Raw genomic sequence first — 25,197 nt, 5'->3', positions numbered from 1 at the left:
CCTCTAAAAAGCAAATTCCCATAGCATAAATAGCACCAACTCTGACACACCGAGCAGGTAGCGCCTCAGTCCAACAAGCGATTATGCAACACAAACTGCGTGTCGCATAAATACTAAAATGTTATGTTTTCAAGGAGGAATGGTGAACTTAGGAAGCTGGGATAGCGCAATAATTAAAAGCTTGTCATGGGTCGCCTTAGGAATAATTGTAATAACTCTGGTTATGAGCTCATTCCCTACTACTGCTAGTGATATAGCTGGCTTACTTTTATCAAGTTTACTTTTTCTGGGTGTCTATTTAATTGTATCGTTGGTCGGGTGGCTATGTGTTGGCTTTCCTGTTCATTGGGTAATTTCTAAATATGCAAATGCTTCCTTCAAGATCTATGTGGCAGTTAGTATCTTAGTTAGCTTAATTTTGTACTTCGTTCAAAATCAGGACTCTGTATTATTTGCTTTGACTGCATTGTCCCAAGCAATGATATTTAGGTTCTATGTGTATAAGAAAACATAACAAGCCAATGCAGACAGGGACTTCTAACAGTTGGCTGAGTTCCGCTTCGCTTCACAATTTTAGCCAACGGTTATAAGCCCCTGATTGGGGCGTTATGTAGCCAAGGATAGATCGGCGTTTGTATGACCTACGAAGAATTTTATTACAGTATTGATTGCAATTTTCCTTATCACAATGAAAGTGAATGGAAACGAATTATTCAGCAATCTATCGAGATTGGTGGTGACGCTCCCTTCATGGTGCTGCACGAAATATGTAGAGTGCCAGCATCAGAAAAAATCGAAGAAGCTAAGCACCTACAAATGTACTATTTCTGGAAAGAGTCCTTTTCTAGTCCTGTACAAAAAATCGTTGAACCTGCTGCACTCTCATATATTAATAAAGAGGAGCTAACTGACAACGAGGCACTGGAGATTATGGTCAAACTTTCAAAGTTTCCAAACTCGTACAATGCTCTTCAAGTAGTTTTATTTTCGTGCCCCGATGATGAAGAGTTGGTTGACGAAAAGTATGAAGAAATTGTTAGTATGTGGAAGTCGGCTACATAACAAGCCATTGCAGTGCGGGACTTTTAACAGTTGGCTTTCCTCACTGCGTTCGTTATTTTAGCCAACTATTAAAAGCCCCTGAATGGGGCGTTAGGTATACATTGAGTATTTGTGCGATTGGAAAAATCAAAAGTAAAATTTAAAGCCTTTTTTGAGACAGCAATTCTCACTATGTTTATTGCATTAGCAGGCTCAAGCTTTTTAAATTTTCTAAGTCCATTTGTTACCAAGCTGATCGCTTTGGCTCTTATCTTGGTCATGTTTTTGGTTGTGCTTGCCTTCGGGTTTGTTTATAAGCAAGCGTATTTTTCAAGTGTTCGTTTAAAAGCGGGAAAGAGCTTTTATTTAGTCCACCAACTACTGTTTATTGTACTTATTTTATTAGCTTTGTTTGCCCTCGTAAGGCATTTGTATACCTAACAAGGCAAATCAAAAGGGCGGACAAAAACCAGTTGGCTTTGCTCGTTCCTCACAAATTATAGCCAACTAATTTTTGCCGTTTATTTGCGGCGTTATAAGCCACCTAGTTTGGCACTAAATTAAGGATGATGATGAAAAAAACTCTTTTACTGCTAATGTCTCTTTCGCTATTCGCATGCTCTTCGACTCCTCCTAAGCTTGATGCAAACGAAGAATTCGAACGACTCTATGTCGCGCTTGGAATGGAAGAAATCTTAAGTTCATTTGGTGGTGAAATAAATATCAGTCCTGAAAAATTGTTTTCAGAAACGTTGAGTGATTTACCTGAAAATCAAAAAAGAATTTTTATCGAGTCTATGCCTTCAAAAATAATGACTGATCCTATCAATGTAAATGCAGCTAAAGTTGTATTTAGAACAAAGCTTCTCTCGTTATTAACAGCCAAAGAGTTAAAGATTGCAGCAGATTTTTATTCTAGTAATGTTGGCTTAAAGGCACATCGAGCTATCATAGAGGCAGAAGTAGCTGTTTCTGAGTCTTTAGATTGAATTAATGGCTTATAACAAGTTACTCAAAAGGACGCAAAACGCTTGGCTAGCACTCCTTCGTCGCTAATTTTAGCCAAGCATTTTGCGCCCATAGGCGTTAGGTATTAGTGTTCCCCTATACTGTAAAGTTTTATAAATAATAAAGAAAAAGAAGAGTAGATGAATCAACATAGTGAAAATATATTCTGTGAGTACACCGTAGACTCTTGGAGCGACTGTTTAGAATTATTTAAAATTATTGAAGGGTGGGTCTTTAGAGGGCAGGCTGATAGTGACTGGTCTTTACAAACGACCCTTGAAAGAGGGGCTAAAATCAATACTACCGATATTAGACGTATTCCTCAAGTAGAGCAAAATATCATAGATAAGTTTCAACGAAGAGCCGTCCATTATTTGGATAAACTTCCAGAAAAAGAAAATATCTTGGAGTGGTTATCTTTAATTCAACATCATGGTGGCCCTACTAGGTTATTAGATTTTTCATACTCTTATTATGTTTCACTATTTTTTTCAATAGACCAATCATTTAAAGAGTCTTCCGTCTACTGTCTTAATAAAAATTTGGTTAAACAGAAAGGACTAGAAACTGAAGAGTGGAGAGGGCTGGATGATGAGAATAAATTCGGAACTAGGGAGTATTGCAATGATGCACTTAAAGAACAAACCTTAAGCCCTTTAGTAATGCTAGTTGAGCCTTTCAATATCCATGAAAGATTATCCAGACAACAAGGATTGTTTGCCGTACCTTTTGAAGGGAGACAATCATTTGAATATAACTTGTCACTAACAGTAAATCGTTTTCAAAAAGAGTTACCAAAAAGTAGGGTAATAGATAGTTATGTTGATGTACTTGATGTGCTCCAAGATGAATGTGCATTATTGAAAGTTAGGATTCCTAAGAGTTTACATAATGAAATACGTAAAGAATTAAAGCTAATGAACATTACAAGTGAAACACTTTATCCTGGAATTGATGGATTCTCTAAGTCATTATATGGCGAATTTGACTTAAATATATCTTAATTTGTGTGATTCATAGACATCATTTCACTTTTCTCAGTTGCAGGTCACGTTGATAATTTGATAGTAGAATGCGCTCATTCTCAGTTACATAATCCTCGTGAACCTCTTCCCAAAAAGGAGTCTGTTCTAGTCGTTCACAGACAATATCCATTGGTGTTTTTCCCTTGAATGAACCATGTGCCCGTTGCCAGTTGTAGTAATGCTGCCATTCGGGCACCGCCCATTAACAGGGCGTTACTGAATAAATACTCTAACGCGCTTTTGTCCATTGACGAGTTATAAATATAACTCGTTTTGCCCCATTCTTTGTTTCGGCCTATTGAACACAAACTTCACCAAAGGATCATTTGACTTACTTTTCGTAATAGCAGTAATGTGAGTATAGATACGGATTAATTTCATTATGCGAAAAGGTACAAATGAGCATTGAAACTGCAATTGAAGCAATTAGTAAATTTCAAGGAGATTCTCTCACTAAAAGTCTTTCTCGCTTTGAAGATGACATTATCGGCGCTAGCGCTTCTGAGTCATTAGAGTATTGCTCTGAGAGAAAAATAGATGATGATTTTGTTGCTTCAGCCTTGGCTGTAAAGAAAGTTGCAGGGGAAGATCATATTCATGCCTCAGGAATATTGCACTCACTTAAAGATATTCTAAAAAAAGGGGAAGTTGTTCAAAGTGTTTCTTTAGGTGCGGGAAATACCGGTCGAAAATTTGATCTCGAAACAAACTTTCAAGTAGCTGAATTCAAGTTTATCGATTGGAAAGGTGGGGCTGAGTCAATACGGCAGAATGGGTTATTTAAAGATTTCTATGAACTTGCGGAATATGATACTGAAAAGGCAAAAAATCTCTATGTAGTAGATACTCATTATCCACTGAAATTCTTGAACGGGAGAAGAGCCTTAAATAGTGTGTTATCAAAGCAACCAACAATATACAAAGGTATATCAGATAAGTACGGTTCAGCGATTAAAGTAGTCAGAGATTACTACGAGATACATAAAAGGTCTGTGAGGGTCATTGATATTTCTCCATATATCGGCCGCGTATTATAATAAATTAAGTTAAGCGGGTTTCGTGACAGTGACTCGGTTCCGCTACTATATAAGTTAATTCATGTTTTATTAAATTAAAAAAGACAACTCGAATTGCCCCTTTTTACTTTTCGGTTCAATGCTTCATTGTTCCATAACCTTGATGAAGGTCTTTAAGCCTACTAGAGAAAGTTTTTCGTCAGAAATAATCGTTACTGGTTAGTAAAGGAAATACCAAACTTTGATCGCTTAGAGACATTAATAAACCTAAATAATGTCTAATAAAGCAAGCAATAAATCTTATAATGCCTACTTTATTGTGCATCATGATTACTAGAACTTATAAGTGAAGCCCACGAAAAATGTTTGTTGGTTAGGCATGCCCTCGCATTTATTCGGTGTTTCCTACATAAAATTTTGTATCTTTATCTATAAAGACATTAGCCCCGAAATCATAGAAATCACCAAACAAACTTCTTCAGCACTTTTTCATAGCCTTTTTATTAGCGCTCATTTAGCCAAAGGCTTCTGCAAGTCGAACTTCTAATATCAATGAATAATGGCTCTGCATTGGTGTTATTCTTTAATCAAAAATTTCATCGTGCCTGAGATTCTCATTTTGAATGGCAATCGCCAAGCCAAAAACTTGCTTTGCTGAAGAGACTGGCGTAATTTAACACTGGTACGATGAGTCTATAAGAATAAAAAGGTCAAACGTGACGATTAAACAAGAATCGGTGTTTATTAAACTCGCCGAAAGCCAAACTCTACATTTACGTCGTATCAGTAAGACCGATGCGAAAGGCCCTGCGGTGTTTTTTATGCATGGTGCCGTTGAAAATGGCAAAATCTTTTACACCCACAGCAATAAAGGCTTGGCGCCATTTTTAGCTGAGCATGGTTATGTATGCTATGTAGCTGATTTGCGCGGTCGTGGTGAGAGTAAACCTGCGATTTCAAAGCATGCAAAGTATGGTCAGACTGAGGCTATTTTAGAAGATATTCCTGCATTTCTAGATAAAATTAAACAGCTTGAAGGCGAGCCTGCCCGTTATTGGGTTGCTCACTCATGGGGCGGGGTGTTGATGAACAGTGTGTTTGCCCGTTTTCCCGAGTTGATTGATGATGTGAAAGCCTGCGGCTATTTTGGTTCTAAACGGTCTTTGTATAATCATCATCCGAGTAAGTATATTCAAGGTAATTTAATTTGGTATGGCTTGGCGCCATTAGTTGCCCGTAAGCATGGTTTTGTGCCGGCTAAAAAACTGAAATGGGGCAGTGATGATGAAACCCGTAAATCGCATTACCAAAGCATGCAATGGGCTAAACGTAAACCTTGGGTCGACACCGATGATGGCTTTGATTACGCCAAAGCATTAGCCGATAAAGCGCTACCACCTATCATGCACGTTGCGGGTGTCAAAGATAAAGCACTATGTCAGCCAATTGATATTGCAAAGTTTATGGAAGAGTCGGGCACAGGCAAGCAAACCATGACCATTTATGGCCGTAAGTTTGGTCATAAGGTCGATTATGATCACATAAATATGCTTACTCACCCACAGGCGCGTTTTGATCAGTTTGTTGATCTGCTGAACTGGTTTGAGGCTCATTCATAAGCGTATGCATAGCGCTCTCGTAGCGTTTATATTTATCAATTGCTTTGTCGTTAAGCGGCTGTCTTACAGCCGTTTTACTGAGCGTTGCCACTGGTTTTTTCGATTTATAAAAAGTTAAAAATTGCTTGTTATACTCAATGTTTAAGAATTTACACAATGCTGTTAATGTTTGTTCGCTTTCACTCACTAGTTCCTCATAGCTTAAATCAAAAATAGCTTCTGGCACTACGTTGTGCCAATGTGCCATTAACTGCTGATATAAATCATAGTATTGTTTAAACTCGGGTAGAGAACAAAAGTAGGGCTCATTTTCTGCGAAGTAGTTGCTAAACACCGACCAAGCAATGGCATTGTAATCCCGTTGCATATTGATGAATTTAGCGTTTGGAAACAATAAATAAATTAGCCCAAGTGATTGATAGTTTGAAGGTAGCTTATTGATCATAAAGGGGCGCACCACTGGTGCTTGCTTTAAGCGTTCAATATAAATATCTCGGGCTGTGTTGATAAGCCCTTGATCTAATTCAGCTAAGCAATCAGGGTAGGGGCGCTGAGTTTTTTGTTCAATATAAGCAACAACCTGATTACTGATACTGGCATCTTCTCCGAGGCTCGCAAAGTCACTATGACTTGTTAGCATTTGCTCTATGAGTGTAGAGCCGCTACGTGGCATACCAATTATGAATATTGGTGTAACTGTCCCTTTAAAAGTTTTATCGCGTGAGGCAATTAATTGGGCGTGACTTTGTTCAATAACACGTTGATAAAATGGAACTAGCTCAGCGGTTTTAAATTGCGTCAATTTAGACTGAAACTTATTTGCAAGCTTGTAATAATCAAACGCCTGTTGTGTATCACCAAGTACATCGTAACTCTTGCCGAGGGCGTAGTAACAGACCATTTTTAAGCGGACGTTATCGGTTAACGTTAAGAAGTGGTGGAGTTCGTTTATGTAGTTTTGTTCGTTGTTAAACCGAGCAAACTGTACCAACTCAAATAAAATATAAGCTTTTACAGGGTAGTTACCCATAGTTAGCGCATGTTTTAAGATGTTAAAGGCTTTATCGAGTTCGCCATAAGTCAAATAGTGTTGGGCTAAGTAATAATGTGGTTCAGGGTTATGGCTGGCAATTGATTTTGCGTATTCAAGTACAGTCACTGCATCTTGCGGTGAGTGAACGCCATTAAAAGCATCCGCTAAGGCATGCAGTGGCTCGAGCATGTGCGGCAGTCGCTCGCAAGCTCGCTGTAATAGATATACTGCCGCATCATAGCGTTCTAGGCGCAGAGCGATTCGCCCTAAACCAAATAATGCTTCGCCATTTTCGGGTTCAGCATCAAGAATCGTTTTAAAATGAAACTCTGCTTCTTTTAGTTTGTTTTCAGCAAGTAGTTGATTCGCTTTTTCTAACAGCATAATGATGGGGCGATGTTTATTATTTTTATTTACTATAAAACGAAAAAGGCGAAATGTCTTTCGCCTTGATTAACTATAAATATCCAGAAAAGTCTGGGGTATAGACTCTCTAGGTTGATCTCTCAACCTAGAAAGCACCTCTATTTAGAAAGTATATGTTGCTTTCACGTAATAGAAGCCACCGTTAATACCATATGGTGAAGTCTCGTAGTATTTACCACCCCAGTTGTTATTAGGGATGCCAGTACGGTCGAAGAAATCAAGCTTTTCTGCTTCTTGGTCGAATAAGTTTGTCGCACCAACTGACAAGCTAATTTCTTCAGTTAGGAAGTAAGTAACTTCTGCATCAATTGTTACTGCTGCATCAGCTGTTTTAGCTGTTGCATCGTAATCTACGTGAACGCCTTGGTATTCGCCATAGTAGTTAACACGTGTAAATGCAGAGAAGTTCTCCCACTGTTGTGCCCAGCTAAGCGTTGCACGGTGATTTGGTAAGTCATTTTCTAAACGGCTTACTTTAAATTCACCTGTAATTGGGCTCGACTTAGTTACTTCAGTGTCGTTCCAGTTATACGCTAAGCTGAATGTTGAACTACCACCTAATAATTCAGTTGAATAGTTTGCAACAGCGTCAACACCTTGTGTTGTTGTATCAAAGTCATTTGTGAAGAAGCTTACTTGCGCTAAGTTTTGTACGTTTGGTACACCAGCCGCTTCAAGCGTGTCTTTGTCTGCTTGGCTCAACTCAATTTTGTCTGATTGACTGATACGATCATCAACTTGGATGTTGTAGTAATCAATAGTGAAGAATAAGTCGCCAATTGTCCATACAGCACCAAAAGTGTAGCTTTGCGATTCTTCAGGTTGAAGTTCTGTACCACCTAATTGCACAGCAATTGGGTTTGTTGGTGGTAATAGTGCTGAGTCAACTAGAACACCGCTGCTTAAGTTAGTTTGTACGTTACTTACGTTAGCTTGACCAACTGTAGGAGCACGGAAACCAGTACTGATTGAACCACGAATATTCAGGTCTTCAGTTAAGTGGTATTGAGCAGTTAACTTATAGTTAGTTGTTGAACCGAATGTATCGTAATCTTCATAACGTAGCGCTAAGCCCATTAGGAAGTCGTCAGTGAATGGTGCTTCAACATCAACGTACGCTGCATAGTTACGACGTGTATATTCGCCTGCATCAGATGGTTTGAAACCAGGGAAACCATTTGAACCGATACCAAAACCTTGCTCTGTTAGTGGGCCCGCAGTAAATGAAGCTACGTCGCCAGATACAACTGTAAACGTTTCTTCGTGCCATTCAAGACCACCAGCAACGTTAACGTCATACGCTAAACCAAAGTCAAAACCTTTTGATAAATCAGCGTTAAAGTTTTTCTCTAATTGTGAGTACTTACCAGGGCTAAAGTCACGCGGGCTGTCTGGGCCTAATGACGCATTGATTGTGTCATAAATGAAATAGCGTGATTCGTTGTAACCAACTGTACCGCTTAAGTCATAGTATGCACCCTCAAGGAAACCAGATGTGATTTCACCTTTAGTACCAATTGTTAATGCAGTATCTGTGATGTTACCACCGAAGTTAGGTGTAAAACCGCCCGGAAGCATTTCGTTAAACGCAAAACAATCTGGGTTGTTAGCAACTAGATCGATGTATCTTTGGTTATCTAAAACGTTATCATCAATCATGATATCGGTAGGACAGTTACCGCTCATATCGCCAGTTAAATCACCAACAAGTAGTGTTTCACCGCCATCATTTGAATAAACACCCGGACGAGTATGTGGGTTACGATAGTAGAAACCACCACGTACATCACGCTCAGAGTAGTTACCAAACATATAGAATTGCGCTGTGTTGCTTATATCTAAACCGATGTTACCGAAGATCGAGATATCGTCATCTACCTCAGGTGCACCCCAAACTTGCGCAAGAGAAGATACTTCTGGTACACCCGCTGCGTTAAGTGCAGCAGCATCTGGGCGTTGAACTGAACGGCTTGTCGCGTCAGCTGTTTTATATTGGAAGCTTAAGTTAGCAAAGCCGCTATCGGTAAATGGTAAGCCCACGTTACCTGAAATTTGCGTTGTATCGCCATCGCCTTCATAGTATTCGCCTTGACGAATTTCGAAAGAGCCACCTTCAGAGGCATCTTTTAATACAAAGTTCATTACACCGGCGATTGCATCAGAACCGTATTGAGCTGCTGCACCATCACGAAGTACTTCAACTTGTTTTAAGGCAATGCTTGGAATAACTGAGATATCGGCACCCTGAGCACCATCATTGATACCACCACCTAAGAAAGCGATTACTGATGCACGGTGACGGCGTTTACCGTTAACAAGCACTAGTGTACTGTCGGAAGGAAGACCACGTAAGTTTGCTGGACGAACAAGTGATGCAGCATCACTGATTGGGTTTTGGTGAACGTTAAAAGATGGTACAGAGCCTTTTAGTAGCTCAAGCATATCGGTGTTACCACCTTTGTCTAGCTCTTCACCACCGATGATATCGATTGGTACCGGTGAGTCACCGATTGAGCGAGGTGCAGAGCGGGTACCAACTACCGCAATCTTCTCTACATTTTTATTAACCTTTGTTTCTTCAGTTGCTTCTTCTGCCGCAATTACAGATCCAGATACAAACAGACCTGCAGTTGTTGTTGCTAAAGCAAATTTAATTGCTTGTTGCAGCGCGCTATTTTTGAATTTCATTCTGACTTCCCCAGTTAGAATAGTTATGATTAGGTCACCAACTCTAAATTGGTGTAAATAACTTATACAGACTGTGAAAATAATTTGCAAATTGTTAATTTAATGTTGTTTTGGTTGTGTTGGTTATTCTGGTATTCACTTTATTTGGATTATGTGTATGAATTTTAAGGGGATAATTTATTCTTTGTGATTTATTTTTTTGTAAAAATTTATATAAAATATCTAAAAAAATTTTAAAAACAGAAAGTTTTGAGTGAAATGTAGGCAAAAAAGGAATTGGAACGGTCTATTTTGTTTGTTGCTTATCGTTCAGTAGTTGCCACTGTTGAAGCTTTTCTTTGTATTCATCCCACACGCATGGGCAACAGCTACCACCACCGCAACATTCATCAGAAGCGGGCTTTGTTGGTTTTTGCTCGTCCTTTAGTTGTTTTTGGTCCATTTGAATTAATGAAAAATAATTAATAATAGAGTGCTAAGGATAAGTCAAAAACTAATATAAGTAAATTATGCTTTGTGAACTTCGTATGCTGTGTGAAAATACCTAAATGCGATTATACAAAGTTATTCATAGGGCTCCGTTCAGAGTAGCCAAAATTACCAAAAAGCGTCAAACATTACGTTTTAAGCGCGCTATGGTAGCACTTAAAATCGCGCTTGCTCAAGAAAAGCAAGAAACCAAAGAAATGCTTCATATATATAGGCGGTACACTCAAGGCCTAGCTAGTAAAGAAGAGTTACATACTGCTAATGAACAATTCTTAGATATCTTGAAAGGCTTAGGTTTGGGTGTATTTGCTGTATTGCCATTTGCACCCATTACCATCCCCCTTGTTGTTAAGTTAGGGCAGTGGGTTGGTGTTGATGTATTACCAAGTTCATTCAATATTAATAAGTCACTTAAAGAGCTAGACCAACAAGTCGAAAAAGAAGAAAAAGAGAAGCAAAACAAACACTGATTTGGGTTTGGCAATCTGATTTTGCCTATACCTTTTGTACCAAGATATTGGTATGCTTAGTTATCTTTTCTTTATAACGAGTCGTTTAATGAGTGCATTAATTCGCCATTCTTCAACGGGTATTCCCCTTTCTTTTATTGCAAAAGCAAATCTTACCGATTGGTTAACTGAGCAACCACAATCACTTCAAAACTGGTTATCAAACTGTGATTTTAAAAATAAAGGCATTGCCCTTATTGCTGATAGTGAGTCGGGTTCATTGGAGCATGTTTATTGCTTAGTTAATGATCTTAATGACTTTTGGTTAGCAGGCGACCTATCTACGAAGCTTCCTGCAGGTTGCTATCAAATCCAGGGTGATGACACTTTCGTTGAGCAAGTTGCACTTGGTTTTGTGTTAGGTGGGTACGAGTTTAGTGAATATAAAGAAAAAGCTTCACCGCGAGCGCAGCTTGCTATTGCTGATGAGAGCCTAATTAAGCGTTTAACTGAGCATGCCAGCGCAATTAATTTAGTGCGTGATTTAGTCAATACACCTGCTGCAGATATGATGCCACAACATTTATCACAAGTGATGGCTGATTTAGCTGACACCTTTGATGGTGAGTTCAGCGAATGGGTGGGTGATGAATTATTAGAGCAAAATTACCCAACGATTCACATGGTTGGTCGTGCTTCGGAAAACAAACCGCGTTTACTTGATTTACGTTGGGGTGCAAAAGATGCTCCGCAGATTACCTTAGTTGGTAAGGGTGTTTGCTTTGATTCTGGCGGTTTAGATTTAAAACCAAGTTCTGGCATGCGTAACATGAAAAAAGACATGGGCGGTGCCGCGCATGTTATTGGCCTTGCACAGTTAATTATGGCTGCCAACTTACCAATTCGCTTACGTGTATTGGTACCTGCGGTTGAAAATGCGGTTTCTAGAAATGCATTTAGACCAGGTGATGTGATCAAAACACGTAAAGGGATCACTGTTGAAATTGATAACACCGATGCCGAAGGCCGTTTAGTTCTGTGTGATGCACTTGCTGAAGCACAAAACGATAATCCAGATCTAATCGTAGACTTTGCAACCCTAACAGGCGCTTGTAGAGTAGCATTAGGTACTGAATTACCGGGCTTTTTCGCCAATAATCGTGATGTTGCGAACAAATTAATAGATGCAGGCGAAAGCTGTCATGATCCTGTTTGGCAACTTCCTTTATTTGATCAATACAAAGCATTATTAAAAAGTGATGTAGCAGATATCGCCAATTGTGCTTCAACGCCATTTGGTGGTGCAATCACTGCCGCGCTTTACTTAAAAGAGTTTATTGAACCAAGCACGCCTTGGGTTCACTTCGATGTGATGGCTTGGAACGTTCGTTCATTGCCGGGTCGTCCAGCAGGCGGTGAAGCATTGGGCATTCGTGCCGTGTTTAATTATCTACAAGATCGTTTTCAATAATTTAGAGTTGATATAGCTCTAACGGTAAATCATCGGGATCGGCAAAAAATGTAAATTGCTTCCCGGTGATTTCATCCACTCTTATTTCTTCTACGCTAATACCTTGTGTTTCTAAATAGTGTTTTGATTTTGCAATATCGGCAACTTTAAACGCTAAATGGCGAAGTCCTTGAGCTTCTGGGTAGCTTGGTCTTTGTGGCGCGCCAGGAAACGAAAACAACTCTAATTGGCTGCCATCAGGAAGCGCTAAATCTAATTTATACGAGTCACGTTCAGTGCGGTATAGTTCGTGAATAATCGGCAGTTTTAAAACTTCACTATAGAAGTGCTTTGACTTTTCATAGTTGCTACAGATGATTGCAGCGTGATGTATGCCTAATAACTCCATGGTCGAATCCTTTTATGCTCATAAAAAAACGCGGACTAAGCCGCGCTTTTCTATTAATGAGTGTAGGGTATTACTCTGCCGCTTTACATGCTGCAACAGCTGGCGCAACAAGTTCAAGACCTGTTTTATCACACTCAGGTAGAGCAGCATCAGATACCGCAATTGGTGTAACGCGTTCGCCCCATTTAATATAACTTGCAGCCCAAGTTAAACCAGCACCAAAGGCTGCTGACATAATGTTTGAGTTAGGCTTGATGAGGCCTTGCTCAACAGCTTCACAAATTGCAATTGCAATTGTCGCTGCAGAGGTATTACCGTAATCGGCAATGTTCACCATGACTTTGTCGTCAGCTACTTTTAAGCGTTGCTGAATGGCTTGGATGATACGTAAATTAGCTTGGTGAGGAACTAATACATCAATATCATCAAGTTGCAATTGCGCTTGGTTTAGCACGTCATCACAGGCTTCACTCATGCCTTTAACTGCACGCTTAAATATCTCACGACCTTCAAATAATAAATTTGATGGACCAATTGGCTCATATTTATTTAAATCGCTACCAAAGTTCTCAATATGCAGGATATCGCGGTCTTCACTATCACAGCCTGTTTTAGTCGCAAGTAAGCCTGATGGCGTATCTGAGGCTTCTAACACAACGGCACCCGCACCATCACCAAACAGTACAGCACTGTCTCGACGTGACCAGTTGACATACCAAGTCATGCGCTCAGCAGCAATAACCACGGCCTTTTTAATCATACCGGCACGAATTTGTGCTGTGGCAGCTTGTAAAGCGTATAAAAAGCCTGAACATGCAGCGTTAGTATCCATTGCTGCAGCGCCAACAGCGCCAATGTTTTTTTGCACTAATGAAGCAGTATTTGCCACCATAGTTGATGGTGTACAGGTTGCTAATAACACTAAGTCTATGTCTTTGCCGTCAACGCCAGCACAAGCTAGAGCATGTTTTGCAGCAACAGTAGCAAGTTCAGCAGTAGAAACATGGCTGACACGGCGAGATTTAATGCCTGTACGTGTAGTGATCCATTCATCGTTGGTATCAACAATGTTACTTATTTCATCGTTGCTAATGCTAGCGGGTGGTATACATTTACCCCAGCCAGTAATTTGGGCATAAGACATAATGTGTTCTCTTTATGTGGTCAGACTTGTTAAAATTTTTCAAAGTTATACCAAAAATCACCTCTCAACACTAGCTTAACGCTTTACTGCGTCGCAAATAATGGCATTTGTTCGATATTTAAGTTAAACCTAGTATAAAAAAGAGGCGATTATGAAAAAAATAAACTTAAAAATAAGCACATTATCGGTACTGTCCTTATTATCTTCGTTTACGGTTAATGCACAAACCACCATTATTCACGCTGGAAAAATGCTGGTAGGCACTGAGCAAGATGCCAAAGAGCAGCAAACACTGGTTATTGACGATAACAAAATTACTGCAATTAAAGCAGGCTATTTAACAAAACAGCAGTTAAACCTTAGTAATGCAGATGTTATTGATTTAAAAAATCAGATGGTTTTACCAGGCCTGATTGATATGCACGTTCATGTTACCTTTGAGCGTGATGCAAAGCGTAACCCACACCAATGGGCAACTGAATACGAAGCAGATTATGCACTTCGTTCTCTAAAATATTTACAGCACACAGTCGATGCCGGTTTTACTTCTGTGCGCGACCTTGGTAGCAGCTATCAAGTTATCTTCCCATTAAGACGAGCTGTTGAACGTGGCGACATTGTTGGCCCGCGTATTTTTGCTGCAGGAGACATGATCACACCGACCGGTGGACACGGTGACATGCATGGCTATCGTCGTGATATTACCAAAGCAACACAAGGCGGTGGCTTGGGTGTGTGTGATGGTGCTGATGATTGTACTCGTGCGGTACGCGATGTTATCAAAAGTGGTGCCGATGTGATTAAAATTACCGCGACAGGTGGTGTGTTAAGTAATACTGCTGCGGGTGTGAATCAACAATTTACTGATGAAGAGCTCAGTGCCATTGTTAACACCGCTCATCATTTAGGTCGCAAGGTAACGGCCCATGCTCATGGCACAGAAGGTATAAAAGCGGCACTCAGAGCAGGGGTTGATTCAATAGAACATGGTTCATTTTTAGATAAAGAAACCGTTAAATTATTTAAAAAGCAAGATGCTTATTTAGTCCCAACTTTACTTGCTGGTGCTACAGTAAAAGAAGAAGTGCAGAATAACCCAAATATGCCAAAAGCAATTGCTGATAAAGTCGAAGTTGTAGCGCCTAAGATGGAAGCATCGTTTAAGTTAGCGCTTAAAAATAACGTGAAAATTGCTTTTGGTACTGATTCGGGGGTGTCTAAGCATGGTGATAATGCCAAAGAATTTGAATTACTGGTTAAATACGGTATGACACCTAAAGAGGCAATTAAGTCCGCAACTGTTGAAGCTGCTAAACTATTAGGCCAAAGTGATAACCTAGGTGACTTGAGTGTTGGTAAACAAGCAGATATTATCAGCGTTAATATGAATGTGCTTGATAACATTAGTGAACTTAGACAAGTTAACTTTGTTATGAAGGGCGGTAAAGTGCTCAAACAGTAAGGGTTACTATGGGCGGCAAAATTAAAGAAACTTTATTTAATCATTTGATTGATGCCGAAAGGCAGCTGTTAGAGCCTGAGGTAAGACAATCTGCAGAAGCACTTGATGCTTTGCTAGATGATGACTTCATCGAAATTGCAGCAGATGGCACGTCTTTTAATAAGTTCCAAGTATTAACCCGTTTGCCGACTGAGGTGGTACCGCAGTTTTACAATCAACATTTTAAAGGCCGTATGCTAAGCGATAACATAGCGCAATTGAGCTATCAGGCGGCCTTTAGACGTTCTGCTCGCTCAGAATTTAACTATTCAATTCGTATGTCATTGTGGCGTTTTAACGGTAAACAATGGCAAATGGTGTTTCATCAAGGCACGCCATGTGCTGTTTTTACAATTTCTATGGATGATGAATAATCATTAACACCTCTGCTATGCAAACTGATCCGGCTCTTAGCCGCTTACTGGTGTTAAGAAGTGCCGCAATTGCAGTGCAATTTATTGCTGTAATGGTTGTGTACTTCTTATTTGAACATCAAATTGCCTTACTGCCTTTACTATCCGTTATTCTAATTGAAGCTATTTTTCAGCTGTTGAGCATATTTGCTTATCGAAAAGTAACAAAAGCGAAACCTTCTGCTGTATTAATGCAGTTAACTGCTGATTTATTGTTTTTGACGATACTTTTGTCATTGAGTGGTGGAGCAACTAACGCGTTTGTGTCGTTATTGTTGTTACCAATTATGATAGCTGCGGTATCTGTTAATGCCAAAGGACTTGCCTATACCGCTGTGCTGGCAATTGCAGCTTATAGCTTTTTATTGATAAAGATGCCTGAACACACCATGCACCAAATGCAAATGACTCATCATTTTATTGGCATGTGGATTAATTTTGTTATCAGCGCCATTGTTATCGCATTTGTTATTGGCACATTAAATAGCACGTTAAGGGCCAGAGAAGCTACTATTGCAAAGGCCCGTGAACAGCAACTTAGGCATGAGCAGCTATTAACACTCGATGGTGCTGCCGCGCAAGTTACGCATCAATTAGCAACACCTCTTGCAAATTTGCAGCTTTTATTTGAAGAGTTGCAAGAACAACAAGCTGATGATCCCATTGTGCAAGAAATGGCTAAGCCATTGGCACAGTGTAAACAGCAACTTGAACATTTTAGGGCACTATCAAATGCCTTAAGAACCGGTGAAACACAAAAGGTGATCAGCGCTCAAACATTACAGCATACAATTGAAGATGCCATGACATTGCATTTTCCTGAGCAAAGCTTACAGTGGCTCAATGATGCGCCACAGTGCTCCATTTTGAGTGATGCTATGTTATTACCAGCAATTTTGAACTTGTTACAAAATGCAGTTTTAGCGAATATAAAAAACCAACAAAATACCATAGAAGCTAACTGGCAAATAGATAACCAACAACTGTCGCTTTCTTTAAGAGATTTTGGGCCAGGTTTTAGTGAGCAACAAATGTCCGCACTAGGAGGGCAGTTAATGCCTAGCAAAAGCGGTATGGGTATGGCAGTACTGCTATCAAATGTAACTTTAGAGCGTTTAGATGGTTCATTAACGCTATGTAATCACCAACAGCTGGGTGCAATTGCCACCGTAAGTCTTAAGATCGTATGAAACTGTTAATAATCGAAGATGATGTAAACCTTGCCACCACACTGGCAAGGCGTTTTACAAAACATGGCTTTGCATGTGAGCTTGCCCATAATAAAGAGCAAGCAATGCAAAAACTAAACGATGTTGATGCGAGCCACTATTTGGTTGATCTAAAACTCGGTGACGACAATGGCTTAACCTTAATTAAACCGATAAGAACACAGTTTCCAACTGCTCGCATTGTGCTATTAACCGGTTTTGCAAGTATTGCTAGTGCTGTTGAAGCAATTCGTTTAGGTGCTGACGACTACCTACCAAAACCTGTTGATTTTAATTCATTATTCAAAACAATATTGGGTGACGCTGAAGCAAACCCATCATTAGAAGATACAAAGCCGAGCCAAGTTATGTCGCCAGAGCGATTAGAATGGGAGCATATTCAACATGTACTCCATAGTAATAATGGCAATATTTCCGAAACAGCACGACAACTCAATATGCACAGGCGAACTTTGCAGCGCAAATTACAAAAAAAACCAGTTCAACAATAAACAAGCTGTTTCCTTGGTGGGAACGCGTGTTAAGTGACATCCTAAAGTATTATTTTGATGTAGACAGGTATAAATCTAAGCCTTTTTGGTTTGCTGCATCGCAGATCCTTAACTACAGTCAAATTAGTACTGTTCGTTGTATGAGTTTGCAATATGCATTTTTCAGAACTTAATTTTTTTGCTATTTTTTTTGCTGGCCTTGCCTCATTTCTTTTAGGCGCGCTGTGGTACTCACCTTGGCTATTTAAGCGAATTTGGATGGAAAGCTGTGGTTTAACAGAGCTTGATTTACAAAGTATCAATCCAATTAAAGTCTTTGGTGGTAGTTTTATTTTATGCTGCATAATCGCCTTTAGTTTATCCTTATTCATTGGCTCGCACGTCAATGTAGGAGTGGCAGTGGGTACTGGCTTTATTATTGGTTTATGTTGGGTTAGCTGTGCCTTGGGGATTGGTTATATTTTTGAGCAGCGTCCATTAAAGCTTTTTTTGGTGAATGCAAGTTACTCTATATTACAGTTTTCGCTTATTGGCCTTGTTTTGGGACTGTGGTCTTAACATGGTAGGATCAGCGTTTTAGAAGTAAAATCGGGTAGTTAATGGCTAAACCAAATAAAAAAGGCCCAACTAAAACAGTCGATATTTTTTGCTCACAATGTAAAAGCCAATTATTTAAATACCGCAAAGGTGGAAAAGGGGCCTTGGTTAAATGCTTTGTTGAGCGTATTAGCCAAGACTTTACCAATGAAACAGGTATTTGCCCTGACTGCCAACGTCAATTTGCCCGCGAGACCATGATCCGTGGCGCACCTGCTCTAAAAATCATCGGTGGTAAGGTGACGCATAAATAGGTTTTAAAATACGGACATTTATCCTCGTTTATTCCTCATGCTCTGATACTATTGACCGGTTTGCTGTTTCAATGAATGAAAACAACCCTCCCCATGGATTGGGCCAGTTGTATGGGTATAAACACATGAACAAAATGGATTCACGCACGTGATAGCACTTTTATTTGATATTATTGGCATGACAGGCACATTCTTAGTGGTTGGTGCTTTCTTTTTATTACAACTGAATAAAGCATCGCCAACCGGCCTTGTGTATAACATGATGAACTTAACAGGGGCAATTCTGTTGCTGATTAGTCTTTGTTATAACTTTAACCTTGCTAGTTTTGTTATCGAAATTTTCTGGATAGCAGCGTCACTTATTGGTTTATATAAGTACATCAAAGCAAAGCGTACAGGTAATATTGAAACAGCTTAATTAAGCTTCATATTAAAACCCATTTTTAGTTTAAAATGGGTTTTTTGTATCTACTTCCGAGAACTCTTCAACTAAAATTATAAAAACATTGCAAGCTTGCCAATCTTTTGTATTAATAGTGTAAACAGTGTGTTGCTTTTGCAGCATGGGCTATTAGTACAGGTATCTCGCAGCGTGAAGCTATTAAGATGTTCAGCACTTTTTTCAATTGTAGTTGCTTCAACCATCTCTTCGGTTGCTCATTCAGCTGAAGAACAAGACTTATTTTCTTTAAGTTTTGAGGACTTGCTTGAGGTACATGTTGATCTGGCAACTAAAACTACTGAGACCTTGTCGTCAGTTCCTTCTACTATGACGGTGTTTAACCGCAAGCAAATTCAAGCACTTGGTATCGATAATGCGTATGAGATAATGAACTTCGTACCAGGTATGCAATCAACGCGTGGAGACTGGGTTGGCGCCGTGCCTAAAGACCATGCACGAGGCGTTTATCTTGATAGCGGTAATGTATTAGTGATGATCAATGGTGAGCGAGTTAATGAGTCATCATTTGGCAAAGCCTCTGTTTACATGCCTTATATTCCTATTGAAGTCATCGAAAAAATAGAGTTCATCCGCGGTCCAGGCTCAGCGATTTATGGTAGTAATGCGTTTTTAGGGGTGATGAATATTGTTACCTCTAAAGAGCGAAATGCTATGCAACTCGTGGTTGGCAATAATGGTCGCTATGGGGCAACAGGGCAGTTTAACCGCACTGTTAATGACAGTACCGCTGTGTATGCGACATTTTCTTATGATCAAAAAGACGGTGAAAGCTACCCGCAAGGGGTTAAAGATCCACTTGAAGCAATTTATCTCGAAGCGGGTGTCGATTACAAAAAGCTCAAACTAAGTGCTCGTTACAACAAAACAGAACTCGATGAGTTTTTAAACCTTGCAGGCTACTCAAAGCAAAACCAACATACTAGTGATAACACCTTTGTTGGCATTAAATATAACTGGGTTAATAACGATAAGCTAAAGCTTGACTCAAGTTATTTATACACTGAGCATAATATTTCTAGCGCAGGTTTAATCGTTGCATTTGATGATATGCCTGACTTTTTAGTTGGCCCAGCTTGGCAAACTACAGATAGTAAGTTTGAAACTGAGTTGAGTTATCAATTTAATAATCAATGGCAGCTTGCTGCAGGAGTAGAGTACTCAGAGGCTAAACAAGTTGAAGCTGGAGTTCTCACCAGTTATTACGACGACCAATCAGGTCTGATAATTATAGATCCTAGCTATTATCAGCAAGGTATTGTTACTGTTATGGATTTTCCTGAGTTTGCGGCCCTCAAATACACCTTTGAAACATATAGTGCGTATGGGCAACTAAAAATCCCTTACACAAAAGCATTTACTTTATATGTTGGAGCACGTTATGACGATGTGAACAACATCGACAGCAAACTTTCGCCTCGTCTTGCTGGTGTATATGTCATAAACCCAGAGCATACCGTTAAGTTACAATATGGCGAGTCATTCAGAACACCTGTTACTAACGAGCTTTTTTCAAATGATGATGTCACAGTAGGCAACCCGGCACTTCGCTCTGAGTCAGTAAAAACCACTGAGCTGGTTTGGCATTTTCAAACATCTGAGTTACAAGCTAATGCAGTGCTTTTTTATAATGAATTAAACGACTTTATAAACATTGAACCTACACAATCTAATGATGCCTTATTTACCTTTGCAAACTCCTTTAATAGCCAAAACAGCGGTATTGAACTTGATGGTACTTGGCAATCAAATAAAGAGTTCTCTGTAACAGGCACCTATACTCAATACTTTGAAGACCCAATTAATGCAAGTTTCAAGCGGTTTGCAAGTTTAGTAACTAGTTATAACTTATCTGACAGTTGGCAACTAAGTTTAAATGTATTGTGGCGAGACAAAGTTGAGGTGAGCTCGGTGAGTGGTGCCTATTTTAAACAGTCAGCTTATACCTTGCTAGGCGGTAGCTTAAAGTGGCAGCTAAATGCCAAAAGCCAGCTAATGCTTAAGGCAGAAAACCTGTTAGGCAAACAATATAATGTGTTTGATCCACGCATGGACAATGGCGCAGTTGCTGGTACAACTGAAGATTTATCGTTACACTACCAGTTCAATTTCTAGTTGCGCTTATCTCAAAGGTTTGAATGTCGTTATTAAGTAAAAAGTTAGTTATTGCAGGTGCAATGCTTTTATTGTTGCTTGTGTTAGTTTTTTACCTTGGACGCGCTCACGATTATCAACAAGCAGAGCAACAAAGTCGTGTTCAAGCTACTCAGTTAAGTCATTATTTTTCAAGCGAGTTAGCCCGATTTAAAACTATTCCTACCTTAGTTAGCGCCAATGATTTGGTTAAATCATTTTTGGTTAATAAAGGTACTGGCGAACAGGCTGTTAACTATTACCTCGAAGATATTCAACGAGCCAGTGGTGCATCTGATGTTTATTTAATGGATTTAACAGGCTCGGTCGTGGCAAGTAGTAACTGGCAAGTTGATTACACCTTTTTGGGCAGTAATTTTGCATTTCGGCCATATTTTTATTTAGCCAAGCAAGGTGAAAAAGTTGCTTATTTTGCTTTAGGTATGCGCTCAAGTGAGCGGGGCATTTACTTTTCAGAGCCCGTTATAGAGAAGGGCAAAGTGATTGCCGTTGTCACGTTAAAAGTGAATGCTAAAAAGTTTGAACAAGACCGCCAGCTTCTTAATGCATCTGACAGCACCCATTTTTATATCGCGCTAGAAGATAGCGTGATTGTGATGTCGGATGTCGCCGATTGGCGTTTAAAGTCACTTAATACACTAAGTGATGAACAAATGGCCGCTTTAGTTAAGTCACGCCGATACTTATCACATAAACCAAGTTTGCTCATGTACACCAACAAGCCATTAAGTGAAAAAACCGCTCAGCAAAGTATTCAACTTGATGGCAAAGAAGCGCGCTTTATCAGTGCGACAGAAACAATAGATATTATAAATGCTAAAGCTAATGTGCTGGTGGATGTGACGAATGTTGAGCTTGCGCAAATCCCAAGGCTCCTCTGGTTTTGTGTGTTTTATGCCATTGCAGTGGTATTAATTCATATGGCTATGGTGCGTTTTGCTGGCTATAAAAAGCTTCTGTTTTCAAGGCACAGCCTTGAGCAAGAAGTGATCGAGCGAACTCAAGCGCTCGAAAAAGCCCAAAAAGCGCTGATCCAAACAGCCAAACTTGCAACGATAGGTCAATTAAGTGCAGGCATTAATCATGAAATCAATCAGCCTTTAAGTGCTATGAATACTTATTTAGTGAGTGCAAAACGGTTACTTATCAAAGGCAATATTGAGCAAGCCAGTGAAAATTTAGTGCTAGTGCAGTCACTCATAGAGCGTGTCCATAAGATTGTCGCGCAACTTAAACATTTTAGTAAACCGGCGCAAACTCAACTTAGGCAGCAAAGCCTCGCAAGTATGTTAAAAAATGCCTTAATGATTGCCAGTGCACAATTAAAACAAGACGATATCGAAGTGAAAGCTGCTGATATTGACGCACACATAACCGTGTGGGTTGACAGCGTTAAGTTTGAACAAGTATTGGTAAATGTGATCACTAATGCCAGCCAAGCAATGAGTGAATCTGAAAATCGCGAATTGAGTTTTGAGCTCGAACTTTTCGATGACCGCGTAAAACTCTCTATTCTTGATACGGGCCCGGGTATTGATCAACACGCGTTAGGTAACATCTTTGAGCCATTTTACAGTACTAAAACCAGCAATGGCTTGGGTTTGGGCTTATCGATTTCACGGCAAATTATCGACTCATTTAACGGTCGATTATCTGCGCACAACCGCCCTGAAGGCGGCGCACAATTTATAATAACCTTACAAACAAATAAGGAACCATCATGAGTGTAGTTGCAGCGACCTGTAATCAGGTAATCGTTATTGATGACGAAGCGGTGATCCGCGATTCATTAAAGCAACTCCTTGAGATTGAAGGTTATCAAGTTCAGTGTTTTAGTGAACCAACCGCGGCGCTTTCAAAATTGAGTCGTCGTTTTGAGGGAATTGTATTAAGCGACATAAACATGCCAAAAATGGATGGCTTGGCATTTTTAGAACAAGTTAAAGCCTTCGATAGCGAGTTACCGGTTATTTTTCTTACCGGCTTTGCTGATGTATCTGTTGCCGTGAAAGCTATGCAGCTTGGCGCTTATGATTTATTTGAAAAGCCACTAACAGAGCAGTTGTTAGATTGTATCGCTCGCGCTTCAGAAAAGCGTGCTCTAGTGATGGAAAACCGCGCGTTAAAAATAGCAGTAGAGAAAACCTCTGCGCCCGGTGTGCGTATTTTAGGTGAAACAGAGCAAATGCAACAAATGATGCATTTACTCAATGCGGTAATCGACACTCCCGCCGATGTTTTAATAGAAGGTGAAACAGGCACAGGTAAAGAGTTAGTTGCCCGTTACCTGCATGATCAAAGTAATCGTTCTGGGGCTAATTTTGTTGCCATAAACTGCAGCGCTATCCCTGAGCAACTCATTGAGAGTGAACTTTTTGGTGCAGCCAGTGGCGCGTACACTGGTGCAACGCAATCTCGCCAAGGTAAGTTTGAATTTGCTAAAGGCGGCACTGTGTTTTTAGATGAAATAGAGTCAACACCTGCAAGCTTACAAGTCAAGTTATTGAGGGTGCTTGAAGAGCGAAAAGTAACGCCTGTAGGTGATAACCACGCCATTGATTTAGACGTGCGCATAGTTGCGGCCACAAAAGTAGACTTAATGACACTGGTCGAAGCAGGGGAGTTTAGAGCCGATCTCTATTACCGCCTAAATTTAGTAAAAGTGAGTATTCCGGCATTGCGCGACAGAAAAGCCGATATTCCATTACTTTTTAAACATTTTAGCTCAATAGCGGCTACACGTTTTCATAAACCACCGGCACCGTTGAGTAGTGAGGCAAAACAACGACTACTTGCTTATGATTGGCCTGGCAATGTGCGAGAGCTTAGAAATCAAGCCGAGCGTGCTGTATTGCTGGGCTCTGATCTAGCCTTTGCCTCATACAGCGAATCAAACAATGAGAACGAACTTGCTCAGGACTTAAGCTTAGCCGAAAAAATTAGCTTTTATGAACAATCACTCATCGAAGAAGCCCTTGAGCGTAACAACGGTAGCATCAAAGACACCATGGTCACCTTACAAATTGCGCGTAAAACTCTCTACGACAAGATGACCAAATACGGTATTAATCGCGAAATGTTCAAAGACTAAACAACCCTCTCAGATTACACTCTTCACAATGGGTGGAACTGGTGACAGCATGTTTTTAAAAATGTGTGGATATCCACCCATAAAAGCCAGTCTTAGATAGATAAATAAATCTAACTTATTGTTATTTACTAGTTTTTATAAAAACAACTAAGTTGGCAACTAACTTGCCTTACTTGTTAGGAACAACAATTTGAACCTAATAAGGGGCGCATAATGACAACAATATTCACTCATACAAAAACACGCGTAGCAGCGGCTGTAATTTTAGCGAGCACAACAGGCTCAGCAATGGCAGCAGAGTACGCTGTATACGGTAAAGCAGAAGTTCAAATAGCAAACACAGATACCGGCGTTATGCGCTATGCTGACGAAGGTACACAAATTGAGGCACCTTTTTCGCGAATTGGTATTAAAGGCAGCCACAAACTAACAGAATCGCTTAAAGCGGTATTTAAATATGAAGTACAAGTAAAAGGCTTTGAGCACGATGACACAAACGAGCCATTTTCAGCGCGTAATACTTATTTAGGGCTTGCTGGAGATTTTGGTGAGGTCGTTGTGGGTCGTAACGACACTCGTTTTAAATACTCTGAAGGTAAACTAGACGGCTTTAACGAAACACAAGCAGATATCGCTCAGCTGATCCCAGGTCAAGACCGTATCGGCGATACCATTACCTATAGCTCAAAAACATACGGTGGCGCATCACTTGCGCTGACTTATGCACCAAAAGATGACAGTAGCAACGATGAAGATGGTTTTGCGGCAACGGTTATTTATGGTGACCGTGCATTAAAATCAAAAGACTACTATGTTGCTATTAGCCATGTCGATGCACTTAACAAATTGACGGCAAGCCGTGTGGTTGCAGCATGGAAACTTGAAAACCTCCAGCTTGCGGGTTTGTTCCAGCGCAGCGAGTCAACAGATGGCACGAAAGAAGGCAATGGCTATGCACTCAGTGCCAGCTATGCAATTGATAAATGGGTACCTAAACTGCAATACGTTAAAGATGACTCAAAAATTCGCCATGCTGAAGAAGGTAAACAATGGACAGCGGGTGTTGACTATAATTTTGATAAACAAACCACAGCATACTTATTCTATACTGATTTAGATTTAGAACTTGAATCAGACAACAGCGTTGCAATTGGCCTTAAATACAAGTTCTAAGGAGTCGGTATGTCATTAGTAAATCAAACAAAAGATG

General features: G+C 40.0%; 24 protein-coding genes. 19 read left to right on the top strand and 5 right to left on the bottom strand.

Going from position 1 to position 25,197, the window contains the following annotated elements; translation table 11 throughout:
* The first annotated feature begins 636 nt into the window (after positions 1-636).
* From NH454_RS19615 to NH454_RS19590, 6 genes are all read left to right on the top strand, one after another.
* A complete protein-coding gene (locus NH454_RS19615) occupies positions 637-1,062 on the top strand; it encodes a hypothetical protein (protein ID WP_235381888.1) in 426 nt (141 codons plus the stop codon).
* 111 nt (positions 1,063-1,173) lie between these two features.
* Positions 1,174-1,482, top strand: coding sequence for a hypothetical protein (locus NH454_RS19610; RefSeq protein WP_253040032.1), 309 nt, complete (start codon positions 1,174-1,176; stop codon positions 1,480-1,482).
* 131 nt (positions 1,483-1,613) lie between these two features.
* Complete coding sequence (locus NH454_RS19605; RefSeq protein WP_253040031.1) at positions 1,614-2,030, top strand: hypothetical protein; 417 nt, start codon at positions 1,614-1,616, stop codon at positions 2,028-2,030.
* Between the two features lie 159 nt (positions 2,031-2,189).
* Entirely contained in the window at positions 2,190-3,053 is an 864-nt protein-coding gene (locus tag NH454_RS19600; RefSeq protein WP_253040030.1) for an FRG domain-containing protein, read from the top strand.
* Between the two features lie 419 nt (positions 3,054-3,472).
* The gene (locus tag NH454_RS19595) at positions 3,473-4,111 is read left to right on the top strand and encodes a hypothetical protein (RefSeq protein ID WP_253040029.1); all 639 of its coding nucleotides are present in this window, start codon (positions 3,473-3,475) and stop codon (positions 4,109-4,111) included.
* Between the two features lie 695 nt (positions 4,112-4,806).
* Entirely contained in the window at positions 4,807-5,709 is a 903-nt protein-coding gene (locus NH454_RS19590; protein WP_253040028.1) for an alpha/beta fold hydrolase, read from the top strand.
* Here NH454_RS19590 and NH454_RS19585 read toward each other — a convergent pair.
* The 3 genes from NH454_RS19585 to NH454_RS19575 form a co-directional block, all read right to left on the bottom strand.
* On the bottom strand, positions 5,642-7,126 hold the full coding sequence (locus tag NH454_RS19585; RefSeq protein ID WP_253040026.1) for a tetratricopeptide repeat-containing sulfotransferase family protein: 1,485 nt from the start codon (positions 7,124-7,126) through the stop codon (positions 5,642-5,644). The two genes, NH454_RS19590 and NH454_RS19585, sit on opposite strands and share 68 nt — an antisense overlap.
* Positions 7,127-7,270: 144 nt before the next feature.
* Positions 7,271-9,856, bottom strand: a complete 2,586-nt coding sequence (locus tag NH454_RS19580) for a TonB-dependent receptor (RefSeq protein WP_135926509.1) — start codon at positions 9,854-9,856, stop codon at positions 7,271-7,273.
* 286 nt (positions 9,857-10,142) lie between these two features.
* Positions 10,143-10,298 (bottom strand): oxidoreductase-like domain-containing protein, encoded by a 156-nt coding sequence (locus NH454_RS19575; RefSeq protein WP_135926510.1) that lies wholly within the window; start codon positions 10,296-10,298, stop codon positions 10,143-10,145.
* 106 nt (positions 10,299-10,404) lie between these two features.
* Between NH454_RS19575 and NH454_RS19570 the strand changes: the two genes are divergently transcribed.
* Together NH454_RS19570 and NH454_RS19565 are read left to right on the top strand one after the other, a co-directional pair.
* On the top strand, positions 10,405-10,815 hold the full coding sequence (locus NH454_RS19570) for a hypothetical protein (RefSeq protein ID WP_135926511.1): 411 nt from the start codon (positions 10,405-10,407) through the stop codon (positions 10,813-10,815).
* A gap of 88 nt (positions 10,816-10,903) precedes the next feature.
* Positions 10,904-12,265 carry a leucyl aminopeptidase family protein gene (locus tag NH454_RS19565; RefSeq protein ID WP_253040024.1) on the top strand — a complete coding sequence of 454 codons (1,362 nt, stop codon included), beginning with the start codon at positions 10,904-10,906 and terminating at the stop codon, positions 12,263-12,265.
* Position 12,266: 1 nt separating this feature from the next.
* Here NH454_RS19565 and NH454_RS19560 read toward each other — a convergent pair whose 3' ends face one another.
* Entirely contained in the window at positions 12,267-12,653 is a 387-nt protein-coding gene (locus NH454_RS19560) for a VOC family protein (protein WP_253040022.1), read from the bottom strand.
* Between the two features lie 70 nt (positions 12,654-12,723).
* Positions 12,724-13,797, bottom strand: coding sequence for a ketoacyl-ACP synthase III (locus tag NH454_RS19555; RefSeq protein WP_135926514.1), 1,074 nt, complete (start codon positions 13,795-13,797; stop codon positions 12,724-12,726).
* Positions 13,798-13,948: 151 nt separating this feature from the next.
* Here NH454_RS19555 and NH454_RS19550 point away from each other — a divergent pair, with 151 nt between their 5' ends.
* The 11 genes from NH454_RS19550 to NH454_RS19500 all read left to right on the top strand — a co-directional run bounded on the left by NH454_RS19550 (position 13,949) and on the right by NH454_RS19500 (position 25,160).
* The gene (locus NH454_RS19550; protein ID WP_253040020.1) at positions 13,949-15,259 is read left to right on the top strand and encodes an amidohydrolase family protein; all 1,311 of its coding nucleotides are present in this window, start codon (positions 13,949-13,951) and stop codon (positions 15,257-15,259) included.
* An 8-nt stretch (positions 15,260-15,267) separates the two neighbouring features.
* Positions 15,268-15,672 (top strand): DUF4440 domain-containing protein, encoded by a 405-nt coding sequence (locus NH454_RS19545; RefSeq protein ID WP_135926516.1) that lies wholly within the window; start codon positions 15,268-15,270, stop codon positions 15,670-15,672.
* 17 nt (positions 15,673-15,689) lie between these two features.
* Positions 15,690-16,901, top strand: coding sequence for an ATP-binding protein (locus NH454_RS19540; RefSeq protein ID WP_235381867.1), 1,212 nt, complete (start codon positions 15,690-15,692; stop codon positions 16,899-16,901).
* A complete protein-coding gene (locus NH454_RS19535; RefSeq protein WP_253040018.1) occupies positions 16,898-17,431 on the top strand; it encodes a response regulator in 534 nt (177 codons plus the stop codon). Before NH454_RS19540 ends, NH454_RS19535 begins: the two co-directional genes overlap by 4 nt.
* A gap of 153 nt (positions 17,432-17,584) precedes the next feature.
* Positions 17,585-17,989 (top strand): DUF1761 domain-containing protein, encoded by a 405-nt coding sequence (locus NH454_RS19530; protein ID WP_135926519.1) that lies wholly within the window; start codon positions 17,585-17,587, stop codon positions 17,987-17,989.
* 41 nt (positions 17,990-18,030) lie between these two features.
* Positions 18,031-18,282: a hypothetical protein gene (locus NH454_RS19525; protein ID WP_055021979.1), complete on the top strand. Its 252-nt coding sequence runs from the start codon at positions 18,031-18,033 to the stop codon at positions 18,280-18,282.
* A 148-nt stretch (positions 18,283-18,430) separates the two neighbouring features.
* Positions 18,431-18,700: a hypothetical protein gene (locus tag NH454_RS19520; RefSeq protein ID WP_135926521.1), complete on the top strand. Its 270-nt coding sequence runs from the start codon at positions 18,431-18,433 to the stop codon at positions 18,698-18,700.
* A 174-nt stretch (positions 18,701-18,874) separates the two neighbouring features.
* Positions 18,875-20,857, top strand: coding sequence for a TonB-dependent receptor (locus NH454_RS19515; protein ID WP_253040016.1), 1,983 nt, complete (start codon positions 18,875-18,877; stop codon positions 20,855-20,857).
* A 23-nt stretch (positions 20,858-20,880) separates the two neighbouring features.
* Positions 20,881-22,620, top strand: a complete 1,740-nt coding sequence (locus tag NH454_RS19510) for an ATP-binding protein (protein WP_253040014.1) — start codon at positions 20,881-20,883, stop codon at positions 22,618-22,620.
* A complete protein-coding gene (locus tag NH454_RS19505; protein ID WP_253040013.1) occupies positions 22,617-23,987 on the top strand; it encodes a sigma-54 dependent transcriptional regulator in 1,371 nt (456 codons plus the stop codon). The genes NH454_RS19510 and NH454_RS19505 overlap by 4 nt, the downstream gene beginning before the upstream one ends.
* 213 nt (positions 23,988-24,200) lie before the next feature.
* Entirely contained in the window at positions 24,201-25,160 is a 960-nt protein-coding gene (locus NH454_RS19500) for a porin (RefSeq protein WP_199526926.1), read from the top strand.
* The last annotated feature ends 37 nt before the right edge of the window (positions 25,161-25,197 follow it).

The organism is Pseudoalteromonas sp. Ps84H-4 (assembly GCF_024124645.1).
GTDB classification, from domain to species: domain Bacteria; phylum Pseudomonadota; class Gammaproteobacteria; order Enterobacterales; family Alteromonadaceae; genus Pseudoalteromonas; species Pseudoalteromonas lipolytica_C.
Note: the sequence above shows the minus strand (reverse complement) of the source record. Positions and strands in the feature narration are given on the sequence as shown.